The organism is Amycolatopsis sp. NPDC005003 (assembly GCF_053600695.1).
Window position 1 is genome coordinate 109,956 of the sequence record NZ_JBSGAI010000014.1, and the last position, 23,395, is coordinate 133,350.

Annotated in this window: 27 protein-coding genes; 19 read left to right on the plus strand and 8 right to left on the minus strand. The window is 73.3% G+C overall.

Features of this window, described 5'->3' with window-relative positions:
* The first annotated feature begins 45 nt into the window (after positions 1-45).
* The 5 genes from ACWED2_RS18365 to ACWED2_RS18385 are packed head-to-tail and all read left to right on the plus strand — an operon-like array spanning position 46 to position 3,955.
* Positions 46-909 carry an STAS domain-containing protein gene (locus tag ACWED2_RS18365; RefSeq protein ID WP_449691675.1) on the plus strand — a complete coding sequence of 288 codons (864 nt, stop codon included), beginning with the start codon at positions 46-48 and terminating at the stop codon, positions 907-909.
* Positions 906-1,298 (plus strand): STAS domain-containing protein, encoded by a 393-nt coding sequence (locus ACWED2_RS18370; protein ID WP_449691676.1) that lies wholly within the window; start codon positions 906-908, stop codon positions 1,296-1,298. Before ACWED2_RS18365 ends, ACWED2_RS18370 begins: the two co-directional genes overlap by 4 nt.
* Positions 1,288-1,710 carry an ATP-binding protein gene (locus ACWED2_RS18375; protein ID WP_449691677.1) on the plus strand — a complete coding sequence of 141 codons (423 nt, stop codon included), beginning with the start codon at positions 1,288-1,290 and terminating at the stop codon, positions 1,708-1,710. Before ACWED2_RS18370 ends, ACWED2_RS18375 begins: the two co-directional genes overlap by 11 nt.
* Positions 1,707-2,744: an ATP-binding protein gene (locus ACWED2_RS18380; RefSeq protein ID WP_449691678.1), complete on the plus strand. Its 1,038-nt coding sequence runs from the start codon at positions 1,707-1,709 to the stop codon at positions 2,742-2,744. The genes ACWED2_RS18375 and ACWED2_RS18380 overlap by 4 nt, the downstream gene beginning before the upstream one ends.
* The gene (locus ACWED2_RS18385; protein WP_449691679.1) at positions 2,744-3,955 is read left to right on the plus strand and encodes a PP2C family protein-serine/threonine phosphatase; all 1,212 of its coding nucleotides are present in this window, start codon (positions 2,744-2,746) and stop codon (positions 3,953-3,955) included. Before ACWED2_RS18380 ends, ACWED2_RS18385 begins: the two co-directional genes overlap by 1 nt.
* Here the strand turns inward: ACWED2_RS18385 and ACWED2_RS18390 are convergent.
* Positions 3,924-4,700 (minus strand): GntR family transcriptional regulator, encoded by a 777-nt coding sequence (locus tag ACWED2_RS18390; RefSeq protein ID WP_449691680.1) that lies wholly within the window; start codon positions 4,698-4,700, stop codon positions 3,924-3,926. The two genes, ACWED2_RS18385 and ACWED2_RS18390, sit on opposite strands and share 32 nt — an antisense overlap.
* 140 nt (positions 4,701-4,840) lie before the next feature.
* Between ACWED2_RS18390 and ACWED2_RS18395 the strand changes: the two genes are divergently transcribed.
* The 3 genes from ACWED2_RS18395 (at position 4,841) to ACWED2_RS18405 (ending at position 8,177) form a co-directional block, all read left to right on the plus strand.
* Positions 4,841-5,710 (plus strand): Cgl0159 family (beta/alpha)8-fold protein, encoded by an 870-nt coding sequence (locus tag ACWED2_RS18395; RefSeq protein ID WP_449691681.1) that lies wholly within the window; start codon positions 4,841-4,843, stop codon positions 5,708-5,710.
* 32 nt (positions 5,711-5,742) lie between these two features.
* Complete coding sequence (locus ACWED2_RS18400) at positions 5,743-7,227, plus strand: CoA-acylating methylmalonate-semialdehyde dehydrogenase (protein WP_449691682.1); 1,485 nt, start codon at positions 5,743-5,745, stop codon at positions 7,225-7,227.
* 587 nt (positions 7,228-7,814) lie between these two features.
* A complete protein-coding gene (locus ACWED2_RS18405) occupies positions 7,815-8,177 on the plus strand; it encodes a hypothetical protein (protein ID WP_449691683.1) in 363 nt (120 codons plus the stop codon).
* Here ACWED2_RS18405 and ACWED2_RS18410 read toward each other — a convergent pair.
* On the minus strand, positions 8,174-8,749 hold the full coding sequence (locus tag ACWED2_RS18410) for a TetR/AcrR family transcriptional regulator (RefSeq protein WP_449691684.1): 576 nt from the start codon (positions 8,747-8,749) through the stop codon (positions 8,174-8,176). The two genes, ACWED2_RS18405 and ACWED2_RS18410, sit on opposite strands and share 4 nt — an antisense overlap.
* A 194-nt stretch (positions 8,750-8,943) precedes the next feature.
* Here ACWED2_RS18410 and ACWED2_RS18415 point away from each other — a divergent pair, with 194 nt between their 5' ends.
* The 5 genes from ACWED2_RS18415 to ACWED2_RS18435 all read left to right on the plus strand — a co-directional run bounded on the left by ACWED2_RS18415 (position 8,944) and on the right by ACWED2_RS18435 (position 15,621).
* A complete protein-coding gene (locus ACWED2_RS18415; protein ID WP_449691685.1) occupies positions 8,944-9,396 on the plus strand; it encodes a (2Fe-2S)-binding protein in 453 nt (150 codons plus the stop codon).
* Positions 9,383-10,345, plus strand: coding sequence for an FAD binding domain-containing protein (locus ACWED2_RS18420; RefSeq protein WP_449691686.1), 963 nt, complete (start codon positions 9,383-9,385; stop codon positions 10,343-10,345). The genes ACWED2_RS18415 and ACWED2_RS18420 overlap by 14 nt, the downstream gene beginning before the upstream one ends.
* Positions 10,342-12,525, plus strand: a complete 2,184-nt coding sequence (locus ACWED2_RS18425; RefSeq protein WP_449691687.1) for a xanthine dehydrogenase family protein molybdopterin-binding subunit — start codon at positions 10,342-10,344, stop codon at positions 12,523-12,525. Before ACWED2_RS18420 ends, ACWED2_RS18425 begins: the two co-directional genes overlap by 4 nt.
* A 204-nt stretch (positions 12,526-12,729) precedes the next feature.
* Positions 12,730-14,160, plus strand: a complete 1,431-nt coding sequence (locus tag ACWED2_RS18430; RefSeq protein ID WP_449691688.1) for a carboxylesterase/lipase family protein — start codon at positions 12,730-12,732, stop codon at positions 14,158-14,160.
* Positions 14,161-14,343: 183 nt separating this feature from the next.
* Positions 14,344-15,621: a sensor histidine kinase gene (locus ACWED2_RS18435; RefSeq protein WP_449691689.1), complete on the plus strand. Its 1,278-nt coding sequence runs from the start codon at positions 14,344-14,346 to the stop codon at positions 15,619-15,621.
* 32 nt (positions 15,622-15,653) lie between these two features.
* Here the strand turns inward: ACWED2_RS18435 and ACWED2_RS18440 are convergent, their stop codons facing one another.
* On the minus strand, positions 15,654-16,019 hold the full coding sequence (locus ACWED2_RS18440; protein WP_449691690.1) for a hypothetical protein: 366 nt from the start codon (positions 16,017-16,019) through the stop codon (positions 15,654-15,656).
* A gap of 137 nt (positions 16,020-16,156) precedes the next feature.
* Here ACWED2_RS18440 and ACWED2_RS18445 point away from each other — a divergent pair, with 137 nt between their 5' ends.
* Positions 16,157-16,585: a hypothetical protein gene (locus tag ACWED2_RS18445; RefSeq protein ID WP_449691691.1), complete on the plus strand. Its 429-nt coding sequence runs from the start codon at positions 16,157-16,159 to the stop codon at positions 16,583-16,585.
* Here the strand turns inward: ACWED2_RS18445 and ACWED2_RS18450 are convergent.
* Complete coding sequence (locus ACWED2_RS18450) at positions 16,582-17,271, minus strand: GNAT family N-acetyltransferase (protein WP_449691692.1); 690 nt, start codon at positions 17,269-17,271, stop codon at positions 16,582-16,584. The two genes, ACWED2_RS18445 and ACWED2_RS18450, sit on opposite strands and share 4 nt — an antisense overlap.
* A gap of 66 nt (positions 17,272-17,337) precedes the next feature.
* Between ACWED2_RS18450 and ACWED2_RS18455 the strand changes: the two genes are divergently transcribed.
* On the plus strand, positions 17,338-17,979 hold the full coding sequence (locus ACWED2_RS18455; protein WP_449691693.1) for a hypothetical protein: 642 nt from the start codon (positions 17,338-17,340) through the stop codon (positions 17,977-17,979).
* On the opposite strand, the gene ACWED2_RS18460 is transcribed toward ACWED2_RS18455, so the two are convergent.
* From ACWED2_RS18460 to ACWED2_RS18475, 4 genes are all read right to left on the minus strand, one after another.
* Positions 17,901-18,530, minus strand: a complete 630-nt coding sequence (locus tag ACWED2_RS18460; protein ID WP_449691694.1) for a hypothetical protein — start codon at positions 18,528-18,530, stop codon at positions 17,901-17,903. The genes ACWED2_RS18455 and ACWED2_RS18460 overlap by 79 nt on opposite strands.
* Before the next feature lie 81 nt (positions 18,531-18,611).
* The gene (locus ACWED2_RS18465; RefSeq protein ID WP_449691695.1) at positions 18,612-19,019 is read right to left on the minus strand and encodes a VOC family protein; all 408 of its coding nucleotides are present in this window, start codon (positions 19,017-19,019) and stop codon (positions 18,612-18,614) included.
* Positions 19,020-19,100: 81 nt separating this feature from the next.
* On the minus strand, positions 19,101-19,655 hold the full coding sequence (gene pspAB / locus ACWED2_RS18470) for a PspA-associated protein PspAB (RefSeq protein WP_449691696.1): 555 nt from the start codon (positions 19,653-19,655) through the stop codon (positions 19,101-19,103).
* A 221-nt stretch (positions 19,656-19,876) separates the two neighbouring features.
* Positions 19,877-20,866 carry a zinc-dependent alcohol dehydrogenase family protein gene (locus tag ACWED2_RS18475; RefSeq protein WP_449691697.1) on the minus strand — a complete coding sequence of 330 codons (990 nt, stop codon included), beginning with the start codon at positions 20,864-20,866 and terminating at the stop codon, positions 19,877-19,879.
* Positions 20,867-20,948: 82 nt separating this feature from the next.
* On the opposite strand from ACWED2_RS18475, the gene ACWED2_RS18480 reads away from it, so the two are divergent.
* From ACWED2_RS18480 to ACWED2_RS18495, 4 genes are all read left to right on the plus strand, one after another.
* Entirely contained in the window at positions 20,949-21,272 is a 324-nt protein-coding gene (locus ACWED2_RS18480; RefSeq protein WP_449691698.1) for an ArsR/SmtB family transcription factor, read from the plus strand.
* Positions 21,273-21,343: 71 nt separating this feature from the next.
* On the plus strand, positions 21,344-21,784 hold the full coding sequence (locus ACWED2_RS18485; protein WP_449691699.1) for a MarR family winged helix-turn-helix transcriptional regulator: 441 nt from the start codon (positions 21,344-21,346) through the stop codon (positions 21,782-21,784).
* Complete coding sequence (locus ACWED2_RS18490; RefSeq protein ID WP_449691700.1) at positions 21,781-22,587, plus strand: ABC transporter ATP-binding protein; 807 nt, start codon at positions 21,781-21,783, stop codon at positions 22,585-22,587. The genes ACWED2_RS18485 and ACWED2_RS18490 overlap by 4 nt, the downstream gene beginning before the upstream one ends.
* Complete coding sequence (locus ACWED2_RS18495) at positions 22,547-23,368, plus strand: ABC transporter permease (protein ID WP_449691701.1); 822 nt, start codon at positions 22,547-22,549, stop codon at positions 23,366-23,368. Before ACWED2_RS18490 ends, ACWED2_RS18495 begins: the two co-directional genes overlap by 41 nt.
* The last annotated feature ends 27 nt before the right edge of the window (positions 23,369-23,395 follow it).

Genomic DNA, 23,395 nt, shown 5'->3' on the forward strand with positions numbered 1-23,395 from the left:
GTCGGCGTACAGCAGAGCGCGCCCCGAACCACGGAGGAGGCGTCGGTGCTGGGCACGGACGACAGCCAGGTCCGCTCGGTCCTGGCGCGGATGCTGACGGAGGACCGGTCCGCGCTGGTCCACGACTGGGCCGGGCAAGAGCCGGGCGACGGCGACCGCACCGGCCAGGATCTGCGCCGCGAAGCCGCCGAGCTGCTGGAAGCCCTCCGGAACGCACTCGGCGGCACGCTCCCCGTGTCCCGGATCGTCGACCAGGACCCCGCGGTGCGGGACGCGCTGACGTCGCTGTCGGAACGCCGCGCCCGCGCCGGCGCCCAGCCGTCGGCCACCGCCATGGCGATCCTCGCGCTCAAGCGCACGATGCTGGGCGCGATCGAGCGGCACACCGACGACTCCGCCCTGCGCTACCGGGCCGCGCTGCTGGTCAACGAGCTGCTCGACAGCGCGGGCGTGCTGACCTTCGAGGTCTACTCGGCCGGCCGCGAGCGGATCATCCGCGAACAGCACAGCCAGATGCTGGAGCTGTCCACGCCCGTCGTGCGGCTGTGGCGCCACGTCCTCGCGGTGCCGCTGATCGGCACGCTCGACAGCGCCCGCACCCAGGTCGTGATGAACAGCCTCCTGGAGGCGATCCAGGCGAACGAGGCGCGGGTGGCGATCATCGACATCACCGGCGTCCCGACCGTGGACACCGCGGTCGCGCACCACCTGCTGCAGACCGTCAGCGCCGTCCGGCTGATGGGTGCGGAGTGCGTGATCAGCGGCATCCGCCCGTCGATCGCCCAGACCATCACGCAGCTCGGCATCGACCTCTCGCACATCGTCACCCGCGGCTCGCTGGCCGACGCGCTGGCGACCGCGATGCAGCTGCTCGGCGACAGCGCCCGCCCGGGCGCGGTGACCGGGTGACCGCCGGCCTGCCGATCCTGCGGCTGGGGGACATCCTGCTCGGCGGGCTGCTGAGCGACCTGGACGACAAGACGGCTCTCGCGTTCACCGAAGAGCTGACCGAGCGGATCGCGAACGAAGGCATCCGCGGCGTCATCATCGACATCTCCCGGCTGGAGATCATCGACTCGTTCGTCGCGCGCGTGCTCATGCAGCTGGCCGGCACCGGGCGGCTGCTCGGCACGCGGATGATCGTGGCGGGGATGCGCCCCGCCGTCGCGCTGACCCTGACCGAGCTCGGGCTCCGGCTCACCGGCGTCCGGACCGCGCTCAACGCGGAACAGGCGATGGAGCTGCTGGGCTGGCGCCGTCCCGCCGAGGCCGCCGAAGAGGCGCCTCATGCTTCCTGACGAGCGGACCGTCCCCTCCGGCGAGCACCCGGTGCGGGTGGAGGAGGACCTCCTCGCGGCCCGGCACGCCGTGCGCGCGGCCGCGGTCGCCGCCGGGTTCACGATCGTCGACCAGACGAAGATCGTCACCGCGGCCAGCGAGCTGGTCCGCAACGCCTACATCCACGGCGGGGGCGGCACGATGACCGTCGAGGCCGTGCGGGACCCGGCCGGGCGGCTCGGGATCCGGCTCCGGGTGCGCGACGAAGGACCCGGGATCGCCGACGTCGACCAGGCGATGACCGACGGCTTCAGCACCGGCGCGGGGCTCGGGCACGGACTCGGCGGCACGCGGCGGCTGGTCGACGAGTTCGACCTCGACACCACGCCCGGCCGCGGCACCACCGTCACGGTCGTGCGCTGGAAGCCATGACCGCCACCGTCGCCGGCCTGACGCGCCAGATCCGCGTCGACCACCCCAGCGCGGGCTACGCCGCCGCCCGCGTCGCCCGCGAAGCCGCGCGCGAGGCCGGGCTCGCGGACGTGCTCGCCGATCGCGCCGCGGTGGTGGCGGCCGAGCTCGCGAGCAACATCGCCAAGCACGCCGGCGGCGGCTCGGTGTTCGTGCAACGATCGCTTTTCGGGGGTCCGGGTGGCGAAGCCCCTGGTCGGCACAGCTCGCTCACCGGGCGCGGCGTCGACGTGCTGGCCGCCGACGACGGCCCCGGCATGGCCGACCTCGACCACTGGCTGCTCGACGGCAACACGACCACCGCCACCCTGGGCACCGGCTTGGGCGCGGTGAAGCGGATGGCGGCCGAGTTCCGGATCACGTCCTCGCCGTCGGCCGGGACGCTCGCCGCCGCCCGCCTGCTCGACCCCGGGGCGCCGGCGCCCCACCGCGCGATCGGGCACTTCCGCCTGCCCCGCGACGGCGAGGAGTACTGCGGGGACGCCGTCGCGCTCGCCGACGTCACGGGCAGCCGGACCGCCGTGGTCGCCGACGGGCTCGGCCACGGCCCCGACGCCGCCGAAGCCGCGGACGCCGCGCTGCGCGTGTTCACCGAAAACCCGGACCGCCCGCTGCCCCACCAGCTGACGAACATGCACCGCGCGCTGCGCACGACCCGCGGCGCGGCGGTCGCGCTCGTGCGGATCGCGCCGCGGCGGCTCGAGTTCTGCGGCGTCGGCAACGTCAGCGGCGCGAGCCTCGGCGGCGGCCCGTCGCGGCTGCTGCTCAGCACCCCCGGCATCGTCGGGTTCACCCTGCCGTCGGCGCCGGTCCGGCACCTGGCGCTGGCCGAGGACGACGTCGTCGTGCTGCACACCGACGGGGTCGGCACCGGCTGGCGCGTCCCCGGCCGGGCGCCGGACCTGCTGCTGCTCGCCGCGGACCTGGCCCACCGGCACCGCAACGCCCGCGACGACGCGGCGATGCTCGCCCTGCGCGCGGACCGGCCCGCCTGATGCGTCCCGACCTGGCCCGGATCCGGCGGCGCCTCCGCACGGCCTGCACCGAAGCCGGGGTGCCCACCGACGACCGCGGGCGGCTCGTCCTCGCCGTCACGCTGCTCGCCGAACCGGCGCTCACCGCGGGGGAGAACGTGGACGTGGCGACAGCGGCCGCGGACCGGCGGCTCGCCGTCACCGTGCGGCTGGACCACGCCGTCAGCCAGGGCACCCGCGACGCCCTGCCCCTGCTGCCCGAGCGCGCCGACGGCCACACGCTGACCTGGCACCTCACCGGCGGCGGACCGGCGGCCCCGGCCGACCCGGACGACGACCGGGCGACCCGCGAAGAGATGCTGGCGCTGGTGGCCCGCGCCGACACCCTCGCCGGCGAGCAGCGGGATCTGAAGCACGAGCTCGCGGAGACCAACAGCGGCGTGCTGGCGATGTACGTCGAGCTGGAGCAGCGGGACGAGCAGCTCCGCCGCGCGCACGCGGCGATCTTCCGCGAACTGGAGGACGCCCTGCGCCCGCGGCCGCCGGTGGTGCCGGGCCTGGAGCTGGCCGTGCACTACTCGCCGACCGACCAGGACTCCCCCACCGGCGGCGACCTGTACGACTGGTTCGTCCTGCCGGACGGCCAGGTCCACGTGACGCTGGTCGACGCGGTCGGCCACGGCGTCACGTCGACCCGGCACGCCCTGACGATCACGCACGCGATCCGCACCCTCGCCCTGGAGGGGCACCCGTTCCGCGACCTGATCGCGCACGCGGCGCACACCCTGGCGGCGATCGAGCCGGGCCTCATGGCCACCGTCCTGCTGGCTCGCGTGGACCCGGCGACCGGCCGCACCCGGTTCGCGAACGGCGGTCACCCGGAGCCGGTACTGGTCACGGCAGCCGCGCCGGCGCGGCTGCTGCCCCCGCCGGCGCCGGGCCGCGGGGTCGGCTTCCCCGACCCGGGGACCCGCGAGCTGGTCGACGTGGTCCTGGCGGAGGGCGACACGGTGCTCCTCTACACGGACGGGCTGGTGGAGAGCCGCAAGGACATCGACGAGGGCCAGGCCCGGCTGCTGGCGCTGGCCGAGGCCCGCCGCGGGTGGCCGGCGGCGGAGCTGCCCCGCGAGCTGGTCACCCGGATGCACGACGTCGTGCTGCACGCCGACGACACGGTGGTACTGGCGCTGCGCCGGAGCCCTACTGCGGCCCGTTCGTCAGCGACAGGTTGAACGTGTACCGGGACGCCCGGTACACGTGCCACCCGTATTCGACGACCCGCCCGGAGTCGTCGTACGTCGTGCGCTGCATGGTGAGCAAGGCCGCCCCCGGCTCCTCGCCGAGCAGTTCCGCGTCCGCTTCGGTGGCGAGCCGCGCCCCGATGTTCTGCTCGGCCGCGTGCAGCCGCACCCCGGCCGACCGCAGGAGCTGGTAGAGCCCGCGCTCGCGCAGCTCGTCGTCCGCGGGGTCGATGACGCCGTCGGGCAGGTAGTTGTTCATCAGGGCGAGCGGCTCGCCGTCGGTCGAGCGGAGCCGCTTCAGCCGCCGGACGTGCGTCAGCCCGGGCGCCTCCAGCAGCCCGGCCACGTCGGCGGCGGCTTCTTCGACCCGGTTGACCAGCACCGCCGTCTCCGGCGTGCCACCCAGGCCGGCGAGGTCGTCGAACAGGCTGCTCAACCGCAGCGGCCGGGCCACCTTCGTCCGGACGACCTGCGTGCCGACGCCGCGCCGCCGCACGAGCAGCCCCTGGTTGACCAGCGTCTGGATCGCCTGGCGGATGGTCGGCCGCGACAGGCGCAGGCTCGCGGCGAGGTCGACCTCGTTGTCCAGCCGCGCTCCCGCCGGCAGCCTGCCGTCCTCGATCGCGGCGTGCAGCTGCCGGGACACCTGGAAGTACAGCGGCTCGGGGCTGCCCGGGTCCAGCACGATCTCGCGCCCCGCGTCCCAGGCCGGGAAGGCGGCGTCCAGCTTGCTCATCCGCGAAGCCTACCGTCTGCGCGCCACCTGTTGGGATGACGTGTTGTCCATATGTCTTGACAAAGTTTCGGCCCGCTGGAATCGTCGACGGCAGGGGCACGAAGAGCGCGCCTCGAAGACCGGGAGCTGGGAGCGGAACTGTGACCGACGTGCTGCGGCGCATCGTCGCCCGACGCGTGCGCGCCCCGGAAGCGATCGCCGAGGCCGCCGCGAACCGCATCCGGGCCGAGTCGCCCTTCAACGACAAGGGCCGCACGATGATCATCGCGGCGGACCACCCCGCCCGCGGCGCGAACGCGGTGGGCGGCAACCCCTCGGCGATGGCCGACCGCGGCGAGCTGCTGGAGCGGCTGTGCCTGGCACTGGAACGCCCGGGCGTCACCGGCGTCCTGGCGACCGCGGACGTCATCGACGACCTGCTGCTGCTCGGCGTGCTCGACGGCAAGACGGTGCTCGGATCGATGAACCGCACCGGGCTGGCCGGGTCGAGCTTCGAGATCGACGACCGGTTCGCCTGCTACGACGCGGAAGCGATCGAGCGGATGCGGTTCGACGGCGGCAAGACCCTGACCCGGATCTGCCTGACGGACCCGGCCACGCCCAGCGTCCTGGAGAACACCGCGAAGGCGGTCAACGAGCTCGCCGACCGCAAGCTGATCGCCATGGTGGAGCCGTTCCTGTCGACGTGGGTCGAGGGGCGCCTCCGCAACGACCTCTCCCCCGACGCCGTCATCAAGTCGATCACGATCGCCGCCGCCCTCGGCCGGTCCTCGGCCTACACGTGGCTCAAGCTCCCCGTGGTCGAGGACATGGAGCGCGTGCTGGCGTCCTCGACGCTGCCGGCCGTCCTGCTCGGGGGCGAGGTGACGGACCCGGACGCGGCCTTCGCGGCCTGGCAGCGGGCCCTGACCCAGCCGACGGTGCAGGGCCTGGTGGTCGGCCGGTCGCTGCTCTACCCCCACGACGGCGACGTCGCCAAGGCCGTCGACACCGCGGTCGGACTGCTGTGAACCCGCACCGGCGCCACTACCCGGAGGACTCCGTGAACACCATCGAACACTGGATCAACGGCACGGCCACCCCGGCGGGCTCCACCCGCACGGCGCCGGTTTACGACCCCGCCACCGGGCAGCGGCAGGCTTCGGTGCTGCTGGCCGAGCCGTCCGATGTGGACACTGCGGTCGCCGCCGCGGGCAAGGCCTTCGAGCACTGGGGCGACTCCTCGCTGTCCCAGCGCACCAAGGTGATGTTCGCCTTCCGCGAGCTGCTCGTGCGGCACGAAGACGAGCTCGCCCGGATCATCTCCGCCGAGCACGGCAAGGTGATCGAAGACGCCCGCGGCGAGATCGTCCGCGGCCGCGAGGTGGTCGAGTACGCCTGCGGCATCGCCGACGCGCTCAAGGGCAGCTTCTCCGACCAGGTCTCCCGCGACGTGGACGTGCACGACTTCCACCAGCCCCTGGGCGTGGTCGCCGGGATCACGCCGTTCAACTTCCCGATCATGGTGCCGCTGTGGATGCACCCGATCGCCATCGCCACCGGCAACACGTTCGTCCTCAAGCCCAGCGAACGCGACCCCTCGGTCTCGAACTTCGTCGCCCGGCTGTACGCCGAAGCCGGGCTGCCGGACGGCGTCTTCAACGTCGTGCACGGCGACAAGACGGCGGTCGACGCCATCCTCGACCACCCCGGCATCGCGGCGGTGTCGTTCGTCGGTTCCACCCCCATCGCCAAGTACGTCCACGAACGCGGCACGGCGGCCGGCAAACGCGTCCAGGCCCTCGGCGGCGCGAAGAACCACGCGGTCGTCCTGCCCGACGCCGACCTCGAGTACGCCGCGGGCCACCTCACCGCCGCCGCGTTCGGCTCGGCCGGCCAGCGCTGCATGGCCATCTCCGTCGGCGTCGCCGTCGGCTCGGCCGGCGACAAGCTGGTGGAGATCCTCGAACGCAAGGCCCGCGAGGTGAAGGTCGGCCCGGGCACCGACCCGGCCAGCGACATGGGCCCGGTCGTCACCGAAGCCGCCCGCGACCGGGTGACGCACTCCGTCGCCCGCGGCGCGGAGCAAGGCGCGAAGGTCGTCGTCGACGGCCGCGGCCTGCAGGTCGAAGGCCACGAAGAAGGCTTCTTCGTCGGACCGTCCCTGCTCGACGAGGTCACCCCGGAGATGGACGCCTACCGCGAGGAGATCTTCGGCCCGGTCCTGGCGATCGTCCGCGCCGAGACGCTCGACGAGGCGATCGCGCTCATCAACGCCAACCCCTACGGCAACGGCACCGCGGTGTTCACGGCGAGCGGCGAAGCGGCGCGCAAGTTCCAGCGTGAGGTCAAGGTGGGCATGATCGGCGTGAACGTCCCGATCCCGGTCCCGATGTCGTACTACTCCTTCGGCGGCTGGAAGGACTCCCTCATCGGCGACAGCCCGATCCACGGCCCCGCGGGCGTCCGCTTCTACACGCGAGCCAAGGTGGTCACCACCCGCTGGCCCCACACCGAAGCCGCATTCAACTTCCCGACATCCAGCTAGAGCGCGGGCCCCTCGCCCGCCAAAGGCCCCGCGCCGGGGATCTCGCCCCGGGCAGGGCCAGGCCACGGCTGGCAAACGGTCGCTCGAACGGCAATCGCGGCGGCGGGGCGCTGCCGTTCGAGCTGGTCCGCCGACCGGGCCGCGCCCAGACCGCCGGCTGATCGGCAAGGGCGGCTCGCACGTCGGCCCGCCCGCCACGGCCCGCCCCGCCCTCGGCGGCGCGCTGTCCGCCTCTCGCCAGTCAGCCACGCCTTCCGTGGCGAGCCCAAGCACCTCCGCCTTCCCACCCCAAGCCCGCAGCCTTGTCTCCCCCATCAGGCCAAAGCGGCACCGCCCGCCCACCTCAAGCCCGCTGCCTTGCCTCCTCGCAGGCCGAAGCGGCACCGCCCGCCCACCTGAGCCCACGGCGGCCCCGCCTTCCTGCGCCGAGCCAGGGCCCCGGCCTCCCACCTCAAGCCGAGGCGGCGGCGCACTTCCCACCTCGAGCCGAGGCGGCGGGCCAAGCCGCCCAGGCGCGGCCCGCCCTCAACCGGAACCCTCTTCTCCGTTTTCCGGTACCGTGGCAGCATCCCGCCAGAGGAGGCCACGTGGTGCATCGAGGTTCGCTCCCGAAGAAGGCCGTCGAGCGCGTCAACACGTGCGTCGGCGCGCTCCGGACCTCACCTCGATGGGGGCCGCTCGTGCGCCGCCATCTCACCCGGATCAGCTACACCGGCCGGCGGTCGGGCCGCACCTTCAGCACGCCGGTCGCCTTTCAGCGGGCGGGCGATGTCGTCACCATCCGCGTGGCGATGCCCGATGCGAAATCGTGGTGGCGCAACTTCACCGGGGACGGCGCTCCGCTCACCCTCGAACTCGACGACACCGACCGCACCGGGCACGCGGTCGCCCGCCGAGACGGGAAAGGGCGGGTCACCGTCACCGTCGACCTCGGGGGCGGCGAAGCCTAGCCCGGCTGCGCGGCCATCCCGTGCCACAGCAAGTCCGCGAGCTCCGCCGCGTCGCGCTGCCAGTCGCCGTTCGGGTCGAGCCACAGCAGGCCGCCCAGTCCGCGCATGACCAGCACCGGCGTCAGGCCCGGCCGGACCGTCCCGGCCGCCACGTTGGCTTCGAGCATCGCCGACACCGCGCCGAGCATGTCCTCGAAGGCGTCGCCCGGCAGCTCGCCCCGGGCCGCCGTCGCGGTCCGCAGCGCGTCCGCCAGCCCCTTCTTGGTCATCATGTAGTGGGCGACGTGGTCGGTCACCCACAGCCGGAGCGCTTCGTCCGGGGCGTGCTTGTCCAGCAGCACCGGCACCACTTCCACGATGTGCCGGACCTCCCGCCGGTAGACCGCCAGGATCAGCGCCTCCGGCGTCGGGAAGTGCCGGTAGACCGTGCCGACGCCGACCTCGGCCTGCTTGGCGATCGCGTTGAACGAGACCTCGCCGGTTTCGGCCAGGGACGCCGCCGCCGCGACGAGGATGCGCTCGTGGTTGCGCCGCGTGTCCGCGCGGCGCGGGCTGACCGATCCGGTCGTCATCGTTCCTCCCGGAGGTCGTGCCGTCCCGCTGAATCTAGCCGAGTGCTGGAGCTGCTCCAGCCCGAGCGGTTCGTTGCCAAGCGGATTGTAATCCGCTAGCCTCGCGACCGAGTGAAGCGGATGACTATCCGCTCCCGCCTTCACCGCCCCACCACACCGTCGGGCAACCCGCCCGGCTCCGCGGAAAGAGACCAGTGGACATCTCACTCGAAGTCAACGGCACCACCGAACACCTCGACGTCGATCCCGGCGTCACGCTCCTGGACGCGCTGCGCGAGCGCCTCGCCGTCACCGGCCCGAAGAAGGGCTGCGACCGCGGGCAGTGCGGCGCCTGCACCGTGCACGTCGGCGGCAAGCCCGTGCTCTCGTGCCTCACCCTGGCCGCCACCGTCCGGCAGCCGGTGACGACCGTCGAAGGACTGTCCACAGAGGACGGGCTGCACCCGGTGCAGCAGGCGTTCGTCGACCAGGACGCCCTGCAGTGCGGGTTCTGCACCGCCGGGCAGATCATGTCGGCGGTCGCCGCCGTCGAGCAGGACGTCGCCGACGTGCGGGAGTTCATGTCCGGCAACCTCTGCCGGTGCGCGGCCTACCCGAACATCGTCAAGGCGGTCGAGCAGGCGAGGCGGGCCGATGCGTCCCTTTGAGCTGACCGCACCCACCACCGTCGAGGCGGCGGTCGCCACGCCCGGCACGTACCTCGCCGGCGGGACGACCCTGGTCGACCTCATGAAGCTCGACGTCCTGACGCCGGACCACGTCCTGGACATCAACGACGTGCCGTTGCGGGGCATCGACACCGCCGACGGGCTGCGCTTCGGCGCGCTGGAGCGGATGAGCGCCATCGCCGCGCACCCGGGCGTCTACCCGGCGATCTCACGCGCGCTGCTGCTGAGCGCGTCCCAGCAGCTGCGCAACATGGCCAGCATCGGCGGCAACCTGCTGCAGCGCACGCGGTGCTCGTATTTCCGGGACGTCGCCATGCCGTGCAACAAGCGCGTACCCGGCAGCGGCTGCTCCGCGCTCACCGGCGCGAACCGGATGCACGCGATCCTCGGCACGAGCGATTCGTGCGTGGCCACGCACGCCAGCGACGTCGCCGTCGCCCTCGTCGCGCTCGACGCCCGCCTGCGGCTGGCCGACGCGACCGGCACCCGCGAGGTCGCGCTCGGCGACTTCTACCAGCTGCCCGGCGACACCCCGGCCGTGGAGAACGACCTGCGCCCCGGCGAACTGATCACCGAGGTGATCGTGCCGCGGCTCGACTGGGCCGCGAACTCCACCTACGTCAAGGTGCGCGACCGGCAGTCCTACGAATTCGCGCTGTGCTCCGCCGCCGTCGCGCTGGACGTCCGGGACGGGATCGTCGCCGACGCCCGGGTCGCGGCCGGCGGCGTCGGGACGGTGCCGTGGCGGCTGCCGGCCGTCGAAGCGGCCCTGCGCGGCAACCCGGCGACCGAGGCCGCCTTCCAGGCGGCCGCCGCGGTGGCCACCGACGGCGCGCAACCGTTGTCCGAGAACGGGTTCAAGGTGCCGCTGCTGCAGCGGACCATCGTCCGGGCCCTGCTCGAACTGCCCGAGGGGAGCTCCCGATGATCACCCGGCTGGACGCGCCGCTGAAGGTCACCGGCGGCGCCAAGTACGGCGCCGACCACACCTTCTCCGGCATGGTCTACGGCTACATCCTGCTCAGCACGATCGCCCACGGCGAAATCGAGGCGATGGACGCCACCGCGGCGAAGAGCGCACCGGGCGTGCTCGAGGTGTACACCCCGTTCGACCCGCTGACGCTGCACACCCCGAGCCTGCCGGTGTTCGGCGAGACGTGGGTTCCGTTGCAGGACAAGGAAGTCTCCTACTACGGCCAGCCGATCGGCTTCGTCGTCGCGGAGACGTTCGAGCAGGCCAGGGACGCCGCGGCCCTCGTCGAGGTCGCCTACCGCGAGCGGCCCGCCCGCACCTCGCTCGCCGAGTCCCTCGACACCGCCGAAATGGCGCCGCCGACGTTCAACGGCGCTCCCCCGGAGATCGAAGTCTTCGAAGACGGCGTCGAATCCATCGATGCCGCCCTGGCCGCGAGCCCGGTGGTCGTCGAGGCGACCTACTCGACCGCGACGCAGAACCACGCCGCGATGGAGCCGCACTCCGCGGTCGCGGTGTGGGACGACGGCGAGCTGACCGTCTACAGCGGCAACCAGGCTTCCGACATGCAGGCGACGGAACTGGCCGTCGCGCTCGGCCTGCCGCGGGAGGCCGTCCACGCGGTCAACCCGTTCGTCGGCGGCGCGTTCGGCGGCAAGGGGCGGACGTCGACGCCGGCGTTCCTGGCCGCGGCGGCGGCCCGCGCCCTGGGCCGCCCGGTGAAGGCCGCGCTCACCCGCGAACAGGTCTTCACCGCCACCGCCGGCCGGGCCTCGACGATCCAGAAGCTCGCGATCGGCGCCGACCCGGACGGCACCCTGGTCGCCCTGAGGCACGACTCGTGGTGCCACAGCGACACCGCGCGGTCGTTCGTCGAACCGACGTCGCACGGCACCTCGCGCGAGTGGTACGCCACGAAGAACCTGTCGATCACGCAGCGGGTCGTGCCGCTGAACGTCCCGCCGACCACGTTCATGCGGGCCCCCGGCGAGGCACCCGGCTCGTTCGCGCTGGAGAGCGCGATCGACGAGCTCGCCGTGAAGCTGGGCATGGACCCGATCGAGCTGCGCGTCCGCAACAACTCGACCGCCCCGCCCGGCCACGACCTGCAGTGGTCGAGCAAGCACCTCGACGAGTGCTTCCGCATCGGCGCCGACCGGTTCGGCTGGGCGAACCGCCCGGCGGGCACGCGCACCGACGGCGACTGGCTCGTCGGCCAGGGTGTCGCCACCGCGGTGTTCCCGGCCCTGCGGTTCCCGGCCACCGTCGGGATCACGCTGCGGGCGGACGACACCGCCGACGTCGCGACCAGCGGTGCGGACCCGGGCACCGGCCTGCTGACCGTGCTCTCCCTGGTGGGCGCCGAATCGCTGGACATCCCGGCGGACCGGATCACCCCGCGCCTCGGCGATTCGGCCCTCCCGCCGGGCGGCATGTCGGGCGGCTCGACGGCGACGGCGAGCGCGGGCACGGCGATCATGCTCGCCGCCGCCAAGGCGATCGACGAACTGACCGCGCTCGCCGCCGATCCGGGCGCACCGTTCGCCGGGCGCCAGGTCACCTACGCCGACGGCCGCGTCTTCGCCGACGGCGAGTCGATGACCTTCGGCGAGCTGCTGCGGGCCGTGGGGCGCGAAACGCTCGAGGTGACCGGGACGTCGGCGCCCGGCGAGGAGATGACCAAGCACTCCTTCGCCTCGTGGGGCGCGCAGTTCTGCGAGGTCCGGGTGCACAGGTGGACGCGCGAGGCGCGGGTGTCCCGGATGCTCGGGGTGTTCGACGCCGGCCGGATCATCAACGACAAGGCGGCTCGCAGCCAGATCATGGGCGGCATGATCTGGGGTGTCTCGGCCGCGCTGCACGAGGGCCTCGAGATCGAGGCGAACGGCCGGCTCGCCAACGGCGACTTCGCGAGCTACCTGCTCCCGGTCAACGCCGACATCCCCGAGGTCGACGTCCAGTTCGTCGAGTACCCCGACACCCTGCACAACGCGGTCGGCGCGCGGGGCCTCGGCGAGATCGGCACGGTCGGCATGGCGGCGGCGGTGGCCAACGCCGTGTACAACGCCACCGGCATCCGGGTCCGGCACATCCCGATCACCATCGAGGACCTCCTCGAGGGCCTCGAAGGCTGACGCTCGCGGGCAGGGCGTTCCCCAGGCGCCCTGCCCGCACCCCCGCAAGAGGAATTCACGGTGTCGCCGCGCGTCCGGCCGATCCGGGCCAGGCGCCGTTATCCATCCGCGACAAGCTCGGAGACGGAACGCCCATGACGGCGGCCCGTCCGCGGTCCTAGGCTGACGGGCACTTCCCCCGACAGTCCACGAAGGGACCCCCGCATGACCGACCCCGTCGTCTCCACCACGTCCGGCGCGGTCCGCGGTCAGGTCACCCCTGCCGGCGTGGTGCTCTTCCGCGGCATCCCGTACGCCGCCGCGCCCGACGGCGAGCTGCGCTTCGCCGAGCCCGTCCCGGCGCCACCGTGGGAGGGCGTCCGCGACACGCAAAGACCGGGGCCGACGGCGCCGCAGCGCCGTCACGACGTGCCCGGCCTCGACCTGACCCCGCTGACCGGCACCGGCTGGCGCCCGGGGCCGGAGTACCTGACGGTGGATGTCTGGACGCCGCAGCCGGGCGCCGCTTCCCTGCCGGTGCTGGTGTTCGTGCACGGTGGCGCGTTCATCGGCGGCGCCGCGTCCGCAGCGGTCCACGACGGCACGGCGTTCGCCCGCGCCGGCGCCGTGCTGGTGACCGTCCAGTACCGGCTCGGCATCGACGGCTTCCTCCCCCTGGACGGCGGCGCGACCAACCTCGGCCTGCGCGATCAGCTCGCCGCCCTGCACTGGGTGCAGGAGAACATCGCGGCGTTCGGCGGCGACCCGGCCAACGTCACCCTCTTCGGCGCGGCGTCGGGCGCCGTCAGCGTCGCCTGCCTGCTCGGCTCGCCGCTCTCGGCGGGGCTCTTCCACCGCGCCATCGTCCAAAGCGGACACCCGGACATGGTCCGCGACGGCGTCCAGGCGCGCCGGCTGGCCAAGGTGGTCGCCGACGAGCTGAAGGCGGAACCGACCGCGGAGGCGTTCCGCAAGGTGTCGACCGAGCAGCTGCTCGACGCCCAGGACGCGGTCCTGCGCCCGGGCGGCGCCCCGGACCTGCGCGACGCACTGGGCTACGACCGCGGCTACGGCCTGAGCCCGTTCCTCCCGGTGATCGGCGACGACGTCCTCCCCCGGCACCCGGCCAAGGCGATCAAGGAAGGCGCGGGCCGCGACGTCGACCTGATCGTGGGCAGCTGCAGCGAGGAGATGCGGCTCTACCTGGTCCCGACGGGCGCGCTGGAAGCGGTCACCGACGACCAGGCGGTGGCCTCCCTGGCGGTGTCGCACCCGGACCCGGCGGGCGTGCTGTACGCGTACGGCCTCGGTTCGGGGCGGACGGCGGGCGAGGTCCTGGTCGAGGCCCTGACGGACCTGGTCTTCCGCGACGGTGTGCGCGACCTCGCCGAGCACCACACCGGCCGGACGTTCCGGTACGAGTTCGAGTGGGGCTCGCCCCTGCTCGAAGGCAGGCTGGGCGCGTGCCACGGGCTGGAGCTGCCGTTCGTGTTCGGCGCGCTGGACGCCGCCTCGGGGCCGCGCGGCCTGCTCGGCGAGAACCCGCCGCACGAGCTGGCCGCGGAACTGAACGGCGCCTGGCACCGCTTCGCGACGACGGGTTCGCCGGGCTGGGCGGAGTACACGGGCGAGGACACGATGTTCCACGCGTACTGACGGCGCGGCCGGAGAACCGTGCCGCGGCCGACGCAATCCCCCTCGCCCCGGTCGGCCGGGAGATCACGAACCGGTCGAGGGCTTTGCTCCAGCGGGCTGGCTCCTGGCCGGGACGGTTGACTATCCCCCTTCCGCGCTGCCAGGCTCAGGCCGCCCGGACGGCCGGATGAATGGGGACCACCGATGCCCGAGGCGGGCTCTGCCGCACCGCCACGCGCCTTCGTCCGCACGCTGCTGCGCAGCGGCACACCCGCGGAACCCGCCGAGCCCATCGCCGACAGCGGTGACCTCACCGCCGTCGGCGACGCGACGCTCGCCCGCGCCTCGCGCTACTGGGTCGCCGTGCCGCTGGCCTACCGCGTCGCCGCCTTCGTCAAGGTCTTCATCGGGTTCACCGCCGCGAACGGCACGCTCGGCCTGGGCCCGGTGCTGGGCGCCACCCTCTTCGCCGTCGTGGCCAACACCGCCGCGATCGTCTGGGTGCTGCGCTCGGGCGGACTCCGGGCCCGCCTCACCGGCCGCGCGCTCGGTCTGGACCTTTCCCTCGGCGTGGCCCTCAACCTCGTGGTCGCCGTGACCGCCCCGGCCGTCATTCAGCCGTTCGCCGTCGACGTGTCCTGGACCTGGCTCGTCGGCTCGGTCGCCATGTGGGCCGGCACGTCCGGGCTGCCCGCGGCGCTGTGGCTGTTCGCGGCGGCCGTTCCGCTCCGGGCCGCGCTGACCCTGGCCGGCGGGCTGCCGTTGAGCCACCAGCTCGCCCTCACGCGGTCGATCGGCTGCATGGTGGCGCTGGCCGTGGCGATCGTGCTCGCCGTGGCGATCCTCATCATGCTCGGCGTCGGCACGCGGTTCGCGGTGGACATCGGGCTGCGGCGCGGCCGCGAAGCCGAGCGCCGCCGGACCCGGCGCATCATGCACGACAGCGTCCTGCAGACCCTCGAAGCGCTGGCCATCTCGGCACCGGGCGACGACGCCCACGCCGTCACCAGGCTGTCGGAGCTGCGTTCGGTCGCCAAGGCGGAGGCGGCCGAGCTGCGCCGCAGGATCACCGAGCCGGTGCCGAGCGGGCCGACGCGCGGGTTCGCGGTCGAACTCGCAGACGTCGCCACCGAGCTGGCGCGCGATGGCCTGCGCACCCAGCTCGTCGCCGCGGACTTCGCCGACGACCACAAGGTGTCGCAGGACCGGCGCACCGCGTTGTGCGAAGCGGTCCGGGAAGCGTTGCGCAACACCGTCAAGCACTCGGGGACGAAGCAGGTCGTGCTGCGCGTGGAGGAACGCGACGGCGGGATCGCGGTGGTCGCGCGTGACCAGGGGCAGGGCTTCGACGTCCGCGACCGGCCGCCGGGCTTCGGGATCAGCCAGTCCATCATGGCCCGGCTGGCCGAGGTCGGCGGGCACGGCACGGTGGACTCGCAGCCGGGCCGCGGCACCCGCGTCACGATGTGGGTCCCCGGCTGAGCCGGCCACGTGGTGGGGCGCCCGGCACCCGCTCAGGCCGCGCGGCGCGCGGCACGCTCAGCCCGCTCCGCGGCGAGGCTCGCGCGGCAGGCCGCGGTCAGCCGGGTGGTGGCGGCGCTGCCGCCGTGCCCGCAGCGCGGGCAGGACATCGCCACGGCCAGGGACAGCTCGTCGACCGCGACGGCCAGCTCGGTCCGGCAGCCGCGGCACCAGCGGTGCCGGGTGACCGGGCTGACGTGCGCCGGCGAGGCGACGCACTGGTGGATCCACCGGCCGTGCACGTGGCAGGTCAGCCGGTCGTCGGGCGCCAGCAGGCCCATGTCCTCGGCGTCGTCCTCGGTGGCGAGCAGGACCGGCAGGGTCCGGACCCGGTTCGGGGTGCTGGTCGTGGCGGTCATCGTGCTCTCCTTCCCGTCACAGGTGCGTCGAACCGGCGGGCCCGGGATCGACATCCCGGCGCCGGCTGGCCGGATCCCGGCGGTTCCTGACCATCCGGCCACTCCCCCCGGCCCGGGAAGATCGCTAGCTTCGACGCGTGTCGAAAATCCTCCTTTCGGTCCACGTCCTGGCGGCGATCCTCGCCGTGGGCCCGGTCGCGGTCGCGGCCAGCATGTTCCCCGCCGCGGTCCGGCGCGGCGACGTCAAGGCGGCCACCCTCCTGCACCGGATCTGCCGCGTGTACGCCTACGCGGCCATCGCGGTCCCGGTGTTCGGCTTCGGCGTCGCGGGCACGATGCACGTGATGGGCGACCCGTGGCTGCTCGTGTCAATCGGCCTGACCGCGGTCGCCGCCGCGGTGCTCGCCCTGCTGATCCTGCCGCGCCAGAAGCGGCTGCTGGCCGAGGAGGAGTCCACATCGGACGTCCTCGGCCGGCTGGCCATGCTGACCGGCGTGTTCAACCTGCTGTGGGCGGCGGTGACGGTGCTGATGATCGTCCGGCCCGGGTCGTCGACCGGTGCCTAGACCGCGAGTGCGAGCGGCACGCGCACCGCCACGAAATCCGGCCGCTGCCGCAGCGCGAACCCCAGGGAGAGGTAGAGGCGGATCGCCGAGGTGTTCCCCGCGGCCGCGTGCATCATCGGCACCTCGCCGCGCTCGCGGATGCCCGCGGCCACCGCGAGCACCAGCCGGGTCGCGAGGCCCTGCCCGCGGTACGCCGGGTCCGTGCAGACCGCGCTGATCTCCGTGTAGCCCGGCGGGTGCAGCCGCTCGCCGGCCATGGCGACGAGCGCTCCGCCGCGCCGGATGCCGAGGTACGTGCCGAGCTCGACGGTCCGCTTCCGGAACGGCCCCGGCCGCGTCCGCTCGACGAGGTCCAGCATCTCCGGCACGTCCGCGGGCCCGAGCCGGACGGCCTCCGGGTCCGGTGCGGCCGCGACCCCCTCGTCGACCAGCTGCACGCCGGGGATCTCGTCGAGCACCTCCCAGTCCGACGGCGGCCGCGCGCCGGTGGCGGCGAGCACGACCGTCGCCCCGGGGCCGGCCAGCTCGGCGACGTCCCGCCAGTCCTGCTCGCCCGGGTCGTCGGGCAGGGCCAGGAACGGCGCGACGTCCTCCGGGTAGCGCAGGACCCGCCCCTGCCGTTCCGCGAAGCGGGCGTGCGGGCCGGTCAGCGAAGCCCAGGTCGGGTTGTCCAGCGGAGAAGCCATGACTCCAGCATGCGGACACCGGCCGGGTGGCCGCCGCCACTCCCACATCCTGGGTAGGGTGCGCACGTGGGTTCCCAGGTGCCGGTGTGGATTCCGATCGTCGTCGCCCTGCTCGGCCTCGCCGGGGTGATCCTGACCCAGGTCCTTTCGGGCCGCCGCGAAGCCCGGCGGATGGCCGAAGAGGCCGCTCGCGAAGAGCGCCGGTGGCAGCGCGAACGCGAAGCCCGGACCCACGAGACCCGCGCCGAGGCCTACGCCCGGCTGATGGGCGCCCTCGAAGCGTTCGACGGCGTGCTGTTCCAGGCCCGCGCGATCCGCGAATCGGACCGCGAACCGGACCGCGAACTCGACGAGCACCAGCTCGCCGAACTGCGGGAGGTGCGCAGCGAGGCCCAGCACGCCCTCGGGCCCGTCGTGCTGCACGCGCCGGAAGCGGTCCGGCGGCTGATCAGCGACGCCACGCTGCCCCGGATGCGGCTGGCCGCGATGCTGCTCGACCCCGGCCCCGACGACGGCACGAAGCTGCGGCCCGCCTGGGACGCCGGCCAGCGCGGCTACCGCGTCATGCGCGCCCGGATGCGGGCCGACCTCGGGTTCGACGCGGAGCCGGTGGAGGAGCTGTTCGGCGCTCAGCCGACCGTGGTCAGCGCCTCGTCGGAGAGCACTTCGGACCCGGCGGACACGACCAGCCGCCCGCCGGCGACCTGATAGCTGTACTCGCCGTTCACCGCGACGAAGCCGTCGCCCTCGGCCCGGGCCGGCAGCGTGATGTGGGTGTCGTCGGAGGCCGCCTGCCCGCGGGCCTGCCCGTCGTAGAAGATCCGGCCGTCAGGGACCCGGCAGATCGTGACGAGGGACTTTTCGGTCTGTCCCACGAGCAGCGCCGTCCCCACCCCGCCGGGCAGGTAGCGCGCCGCGTCCGCCGGGCACGGTTTTTCGGCCGGCGTCGACGTGGTCGTGGCCGGCGTCACCGGCGGGATGACGCCGTTCGCGGTCGTGACGACGGTCTTGGTGGTCGGCAGCGCGGGCGTCGTGTACTCCGGGAACGGCCCCGACGCGTACGGCGAGGGCCGCGAGTCCCCGGTGAACAGCAGGACCCCGCCCACCGCGACGCCGGCGACCACCATCAGGGTCAGCAGCACCCACAGCGCCCGCGCGCGGGCCCGGCCCGGCGCCAGCCCCGCGCAGGTGCCACAGCGCCGGGCGGCGGGGTCGTTGACCGCGCCACATTGCGCACACGTCCAGGGAAAACCCGCCATCGGGCCTCCTTCGGCCCGGCGCCACGCCACGCCGGTGTCCCCATGGTCACCGACGGGGGCACCGGCTGCAACGGCTCGTGGCTACCCTTGTACGACGTTGACCATCCAGGGGATGCCGAACTTGTCGACGCAGGCACCGAATTCGTCGCCCCACATCTGCTTTTCGAACGGAACCGTCACGGTGCCGCCCTCGCTCAGCTTGTCCCAGTAGCCGCGCAGGTCGTCGGCGTCGTCGCCGCTGAGGCTCACCGAGATGTTCGTGCCCGGGTTGTGCTCCATCCCGGCCGGGGTGTCGGCTGCCATCAGCGTGAAGCCGTTCTCCGCTTCCAGCTGGGCGTGCATGACCTTGTTCGCGTCCGCTCCTTCGGGTGAACCGAATTCCCCGAACGTGTTCAGGGTGAGCGTGCCGCCGAAGACACCCTTGTAGAACTCCATCGCCTGCCGCGCGTCGTCGCGGAAGCTCAGGTAGGGGTTGAGACGAGAAGCCACGGCCATCTCCTTCGATCGGACGAGAGCAGCATCCTCGCAGAACGCCGGACCGGCGCCAATCGGCGGATTTTCAGGGTCGCCTCAGAGCACGAACCGTCGCCGCGCGACGGGTTCCAGCGGCAGCGCACCGTGCAACGCGGCCCGGGCCCGCAGCTCCAGCGCCCGGTCCAGCTGCCGGGCTCCGGGCGCCGCGGTGTGGAACGTGCCGCGGTCGAACAGGTACACCAGCGCCAGCTTTCCTTCGCGGCGCCCGGCCGGCTCGCCGAATTCGACGGTCGCGAACCGCAGCGAGCCGCCGTAGCCGGCCCTGGCCAGCCGGTCCGCGACGTCGACCAGGTCGCTGGTCAGCACGCGCAGGTCGCGGTTGCGGCGCCAGCACCGGACCGTCGAACGGCCGTGGAGGTCCTGCGTCACCAGCGGGTGCACCGGCAGCCGCGCCGACGTCGCGGCGATCAGCTCCGCCTCGGTGCGGGCCAGCGCGTCCCCGTCGACCTTGAAGTCGACCGTGCCGCCGCCGGTGGGCGCGAGGCCGAGCGCGGCGCGCATCCGCGGGGCGGCCGCGGCGAGGGTGTACAGGGACTGCAGGTGCGGGCGGGAGGTCCAGCATCGGACGAGCTTGCTGTCCAGCAGGGTCACGACGAACGTTCCTATCCTCATTTCGGAGGCCACCGGACCGGGCGCACTGGCAATGTCCACTGTGGACGTCAGGCGCGGGGACGCGGGGCCGGAAGGGACAGCATGCGCCCGCCGCGGGATTTCCGGACCGCAACTTCCGTCGTGGCGCGGCGAACGGCACCGGCCCGCCGCCGAACGGTCACTCCGGGTAGGTTCAGCCGATCAGCGGTATCCCTCTCGCCTCACCCCACGGCGATCACGACCTTGCCGAAGTTCTCCCGCTCCTCGAAGCGCCGGAACGCCGCGGCGGCGTCCTCGAACGAGTGAACGCTGTCGATGACCGGCTCGATCGGCCACACCTCGAGCCACCGGAGCAGGTCTTCGGTGTCCTCGCGGCTGCCGACCCAGATCTTCCGCACGGTCGCACCGCTGCGGAACAGGTCCATGAAGTCGATCGGCGGCCCGCTCCGGCCGACGAACCCGACGAGCGCGATCTCGGCGTGGTGGATCCCGGCCGCGACCAGCGACTGGGCGAACGTGCCGGGCCCGCCGACCTCGACGATCCGGTCCGCGCCCCGCCCGCCGGTGGCGTCGAGCACCGCCTTGCCCCAGTCCGGCGTCGCGACGTAGTCGATCACCGTGTCCGCGCCCAGCCCGGTCAGTTTCGCCACCTTGGCCGCGCTCGACGTGGTCGCGACGACCCGCGCCCCGCGCGCCTTCGCCAGTTGCAGGGCAAACAGGGAGACGCCGCCGGTGCCGAGGGTCAGCACGACGTCGCCCGGGCGCACCCCGTCGAGCGACGTCCACGCCGTGACGGCGGCACACGGCAGCGTCGCGCCCTGCTCGAAGGTGAGCGAATCCGGCAGCGCGACGAGCGCGTGCTCGGGGACGGCCCGGTATTCGGCGAGCCAGCCGTCCCGGCCGTTGCCGTACCCCACCGCGGTGTCCGGCATCCGGCCGGCGATCCAGTCCGGGTGGAACGCGTTGACCACCCGGTCTCCCCCGGCGAACCGCGTGACCCCCTCGCCGACCGCCGCGACCTCGCCCGCGGCGTCCGAGACCGGGATCAGCGTATCGGCCCCGGCGGCGAAGTGCTCGCCGTTCAGGATGAGCAGGTCCCGGTAGTTCAGCGACACGGCCCGCACGCGGACGAGCACCTCGCCGGGCCGCGGCTCGGGCATCGGCTCTTCGCGCTGGACCAGACGGCCGGACCGCGGACGGTAGACGCGCACTACAACTCCTCATGTTAACCAGATGACTAACATTGACCATGGCACAGCGGCTCGCGTCCGGGCAACCGGGGATACTCGGACCATGGCCAGCCGCACCGCGACCCCCCTGGAGCACCCGGACCTCGAGGACGTCCCCTTCAGCGCGGCCCTGGAAGCCCTGCGCGACCCGCACCGGCTGGCCATGATCGCCGCCCTGGCCAGGGAACCCGGCCGGCCGTGCGGCGCGATCATGCCGCCGGTGAGCAAGCCCGCCGCGTCCCGGCACTTCAAGATCCTCCGCGCCGCCGGGCTGCTCCGGCAGTGGGACAGCGGCACGCAGCGGCTGAACGCACTGCGCCGCGAGGAGTTCGACGCCCGCTTCCCCGGCCTGCTCACCCTGGCCCTCGCCGAAGCCGCCCGCGGCTGATTCCGCCCTTTTCTCGCCAACCAGACATTTAGCGTTGCTAATAGATCTGGGGCAGAGCTACTTTCAGGGGCATGACCGAACTCGCCGACCGCCTGCTGGGCGCCGTCCAGGGGATCCGCCGGGTGGTGCGCCGCCGGGTGCGCGCCGGCGTGGCGGGCACGCCACTGCCCGGCGCCCAGGTCGAACTCCTGCGCGTCGTGGCCGACCACCCCGGGATCGGCGTCGCCGCGGCCGCGCGCGAACTGCACCTGGCGAACAACTCGGTCAGCACGCTGGTGAACCAGCTCGCCGACGCCGGCCTGCTGCGCCGCGAGGCCGACCCCGCCGACCGGCGCGCGGCCCGGCTGGAGATCACCACCGCGGCCGCCGACCGGATGACGGCCTGGCGCCGCGCCCGCACCGGGCTCGTCGCCGACGCCCTCGCGAAACTGTCTGAAGAGGACATCACGGCCATCGGGCAGGCGTTGCCGGCACTGGAAAAACTCATGGGCATCCTGAAGGAGCAACCATGACCGAACCCGCGGCGGTGCGCTGCACCGGCCTCAGCCACTCGTTCGGCGCCACCCGGGCGGTGGACGGCGTCGACCTCGAAATCCACCCGGGCGAGGTGTTCGGCCTGCTGGGCCCGAACGGCGCCGGCAAGACGACGACCCTCCGGATGATCACCACCCTGCTGCCCGCCGCGCCGGACCGCATCACGGTCTTCGGTGTCGACGTCGCGCGCCGCCGGATGGCCGTGCGGCGGCTCATCGGGTACGTCCCGCAGCAGCTGTCCGCCGACAGCGCGCTCACCGGCCGCGAGAACGTCGCACTGTTCGCACGGCTCTTCGACGTGCCCCGCCGCGAGCGGGCCGGGCAGGTGCGGCTGGCCCTGGACCTGGTCGGGCTGGCCGGCGACGCCGACCGCACGGCCAAGACGTACTCCGGCGGCATGATCCGCCGCCTCGAACTCGCCCAGGCCCTGGTCAGTTCGCCGCGGCTGCTCGTCCTCGACGAGCCGACGGTCGGGCTCGACCCGGTCGCGCGGTCGTCGGTGTGGGACCGCATCGGCTCGATCCGCGAGGCGACCGGCATGACCGTGCTCGTCACCACGCACTACATGGACGAAGCCGAGCAGTACTGCGACCGCGTCGCCCTGATGGACGCCGGCCGGATCCGCGCGCTGGGCACCCCCGCCGAACTGGAAGCCGCCCTCGGCCCGGAGTCCACTTTGGACGACGTGTTCCGGGCGGCGACCGGGAACCGGCTCGACCACGAAGAAGGAGGGATCCGCGGTGTCCGTGCCACTCGCCGTACCGCCCGCCGCCTCGGCTGAGGAGGGCCCGCTGCGCCGGCTGCGCGTGCTCGGCGCCCGCGTCGGCGCGATGTGCCTGGTGGAGCTGCAGAAACTGCGCCGCGACCAGACCGAGCTGCTCACCAGGGCGATCCAGCCCGCGCTGTGGCTGCTGATCTTCGGGGAGACCTTCACCCGGCTGCGCGCGATCCCGACCGGCTCGACGCCGTACCTCGACTTCCTGGCGCCGGGCATCCTCGCCCAGTCGGCGCTGTTCATCGCGATCTTCTACGGCATCCAGATCATCTGGGAGCGCGACGCGGGCGTGCTCGCCAAGCTCCTGGTGACCCCGACCCCGCGCGCGGCCCTCGTCGCGGGCAAGGCCTTCGCCGCCGGCGTCCGTGCGCTCGTGCAGGCGCTGATGGTGCTGATCCTGGCCGCGATCCTCGGCGTCGGCCTGACCGCCAACCCGCTGAAGCTCCTCGCCATGGCCGTCGTCCTCGTGCTCGGTTCGGCGTTCTTCTGCTGCCTGTCCATCGTGATCGCCGGGATCGTGCTGTCACGGGAACGGCTGATGGGCATCGGGCAGGCGATCACGATGCCGCTGTTCTTCGGCTCGAACGCGCTGTACCCGGTGGACCTGATGCCGTCGTGGCTGAAGGTGCTCAGCCACGTCAACCCGCTGAGCTACCAGGTCGACGCGCTGCGCGGCCTGCTCATCGGGACCCCCGCCCACCTCGGGCTCGACTTTGCCGTGCTGGCGGTGGCGACGGCGGTGGCCGTTTCGGTCGCCTCGGCCCTGCTCGGCAGGTTGGCCCGCTGAGGCACATGTCTCACCGAACGGAAGCTT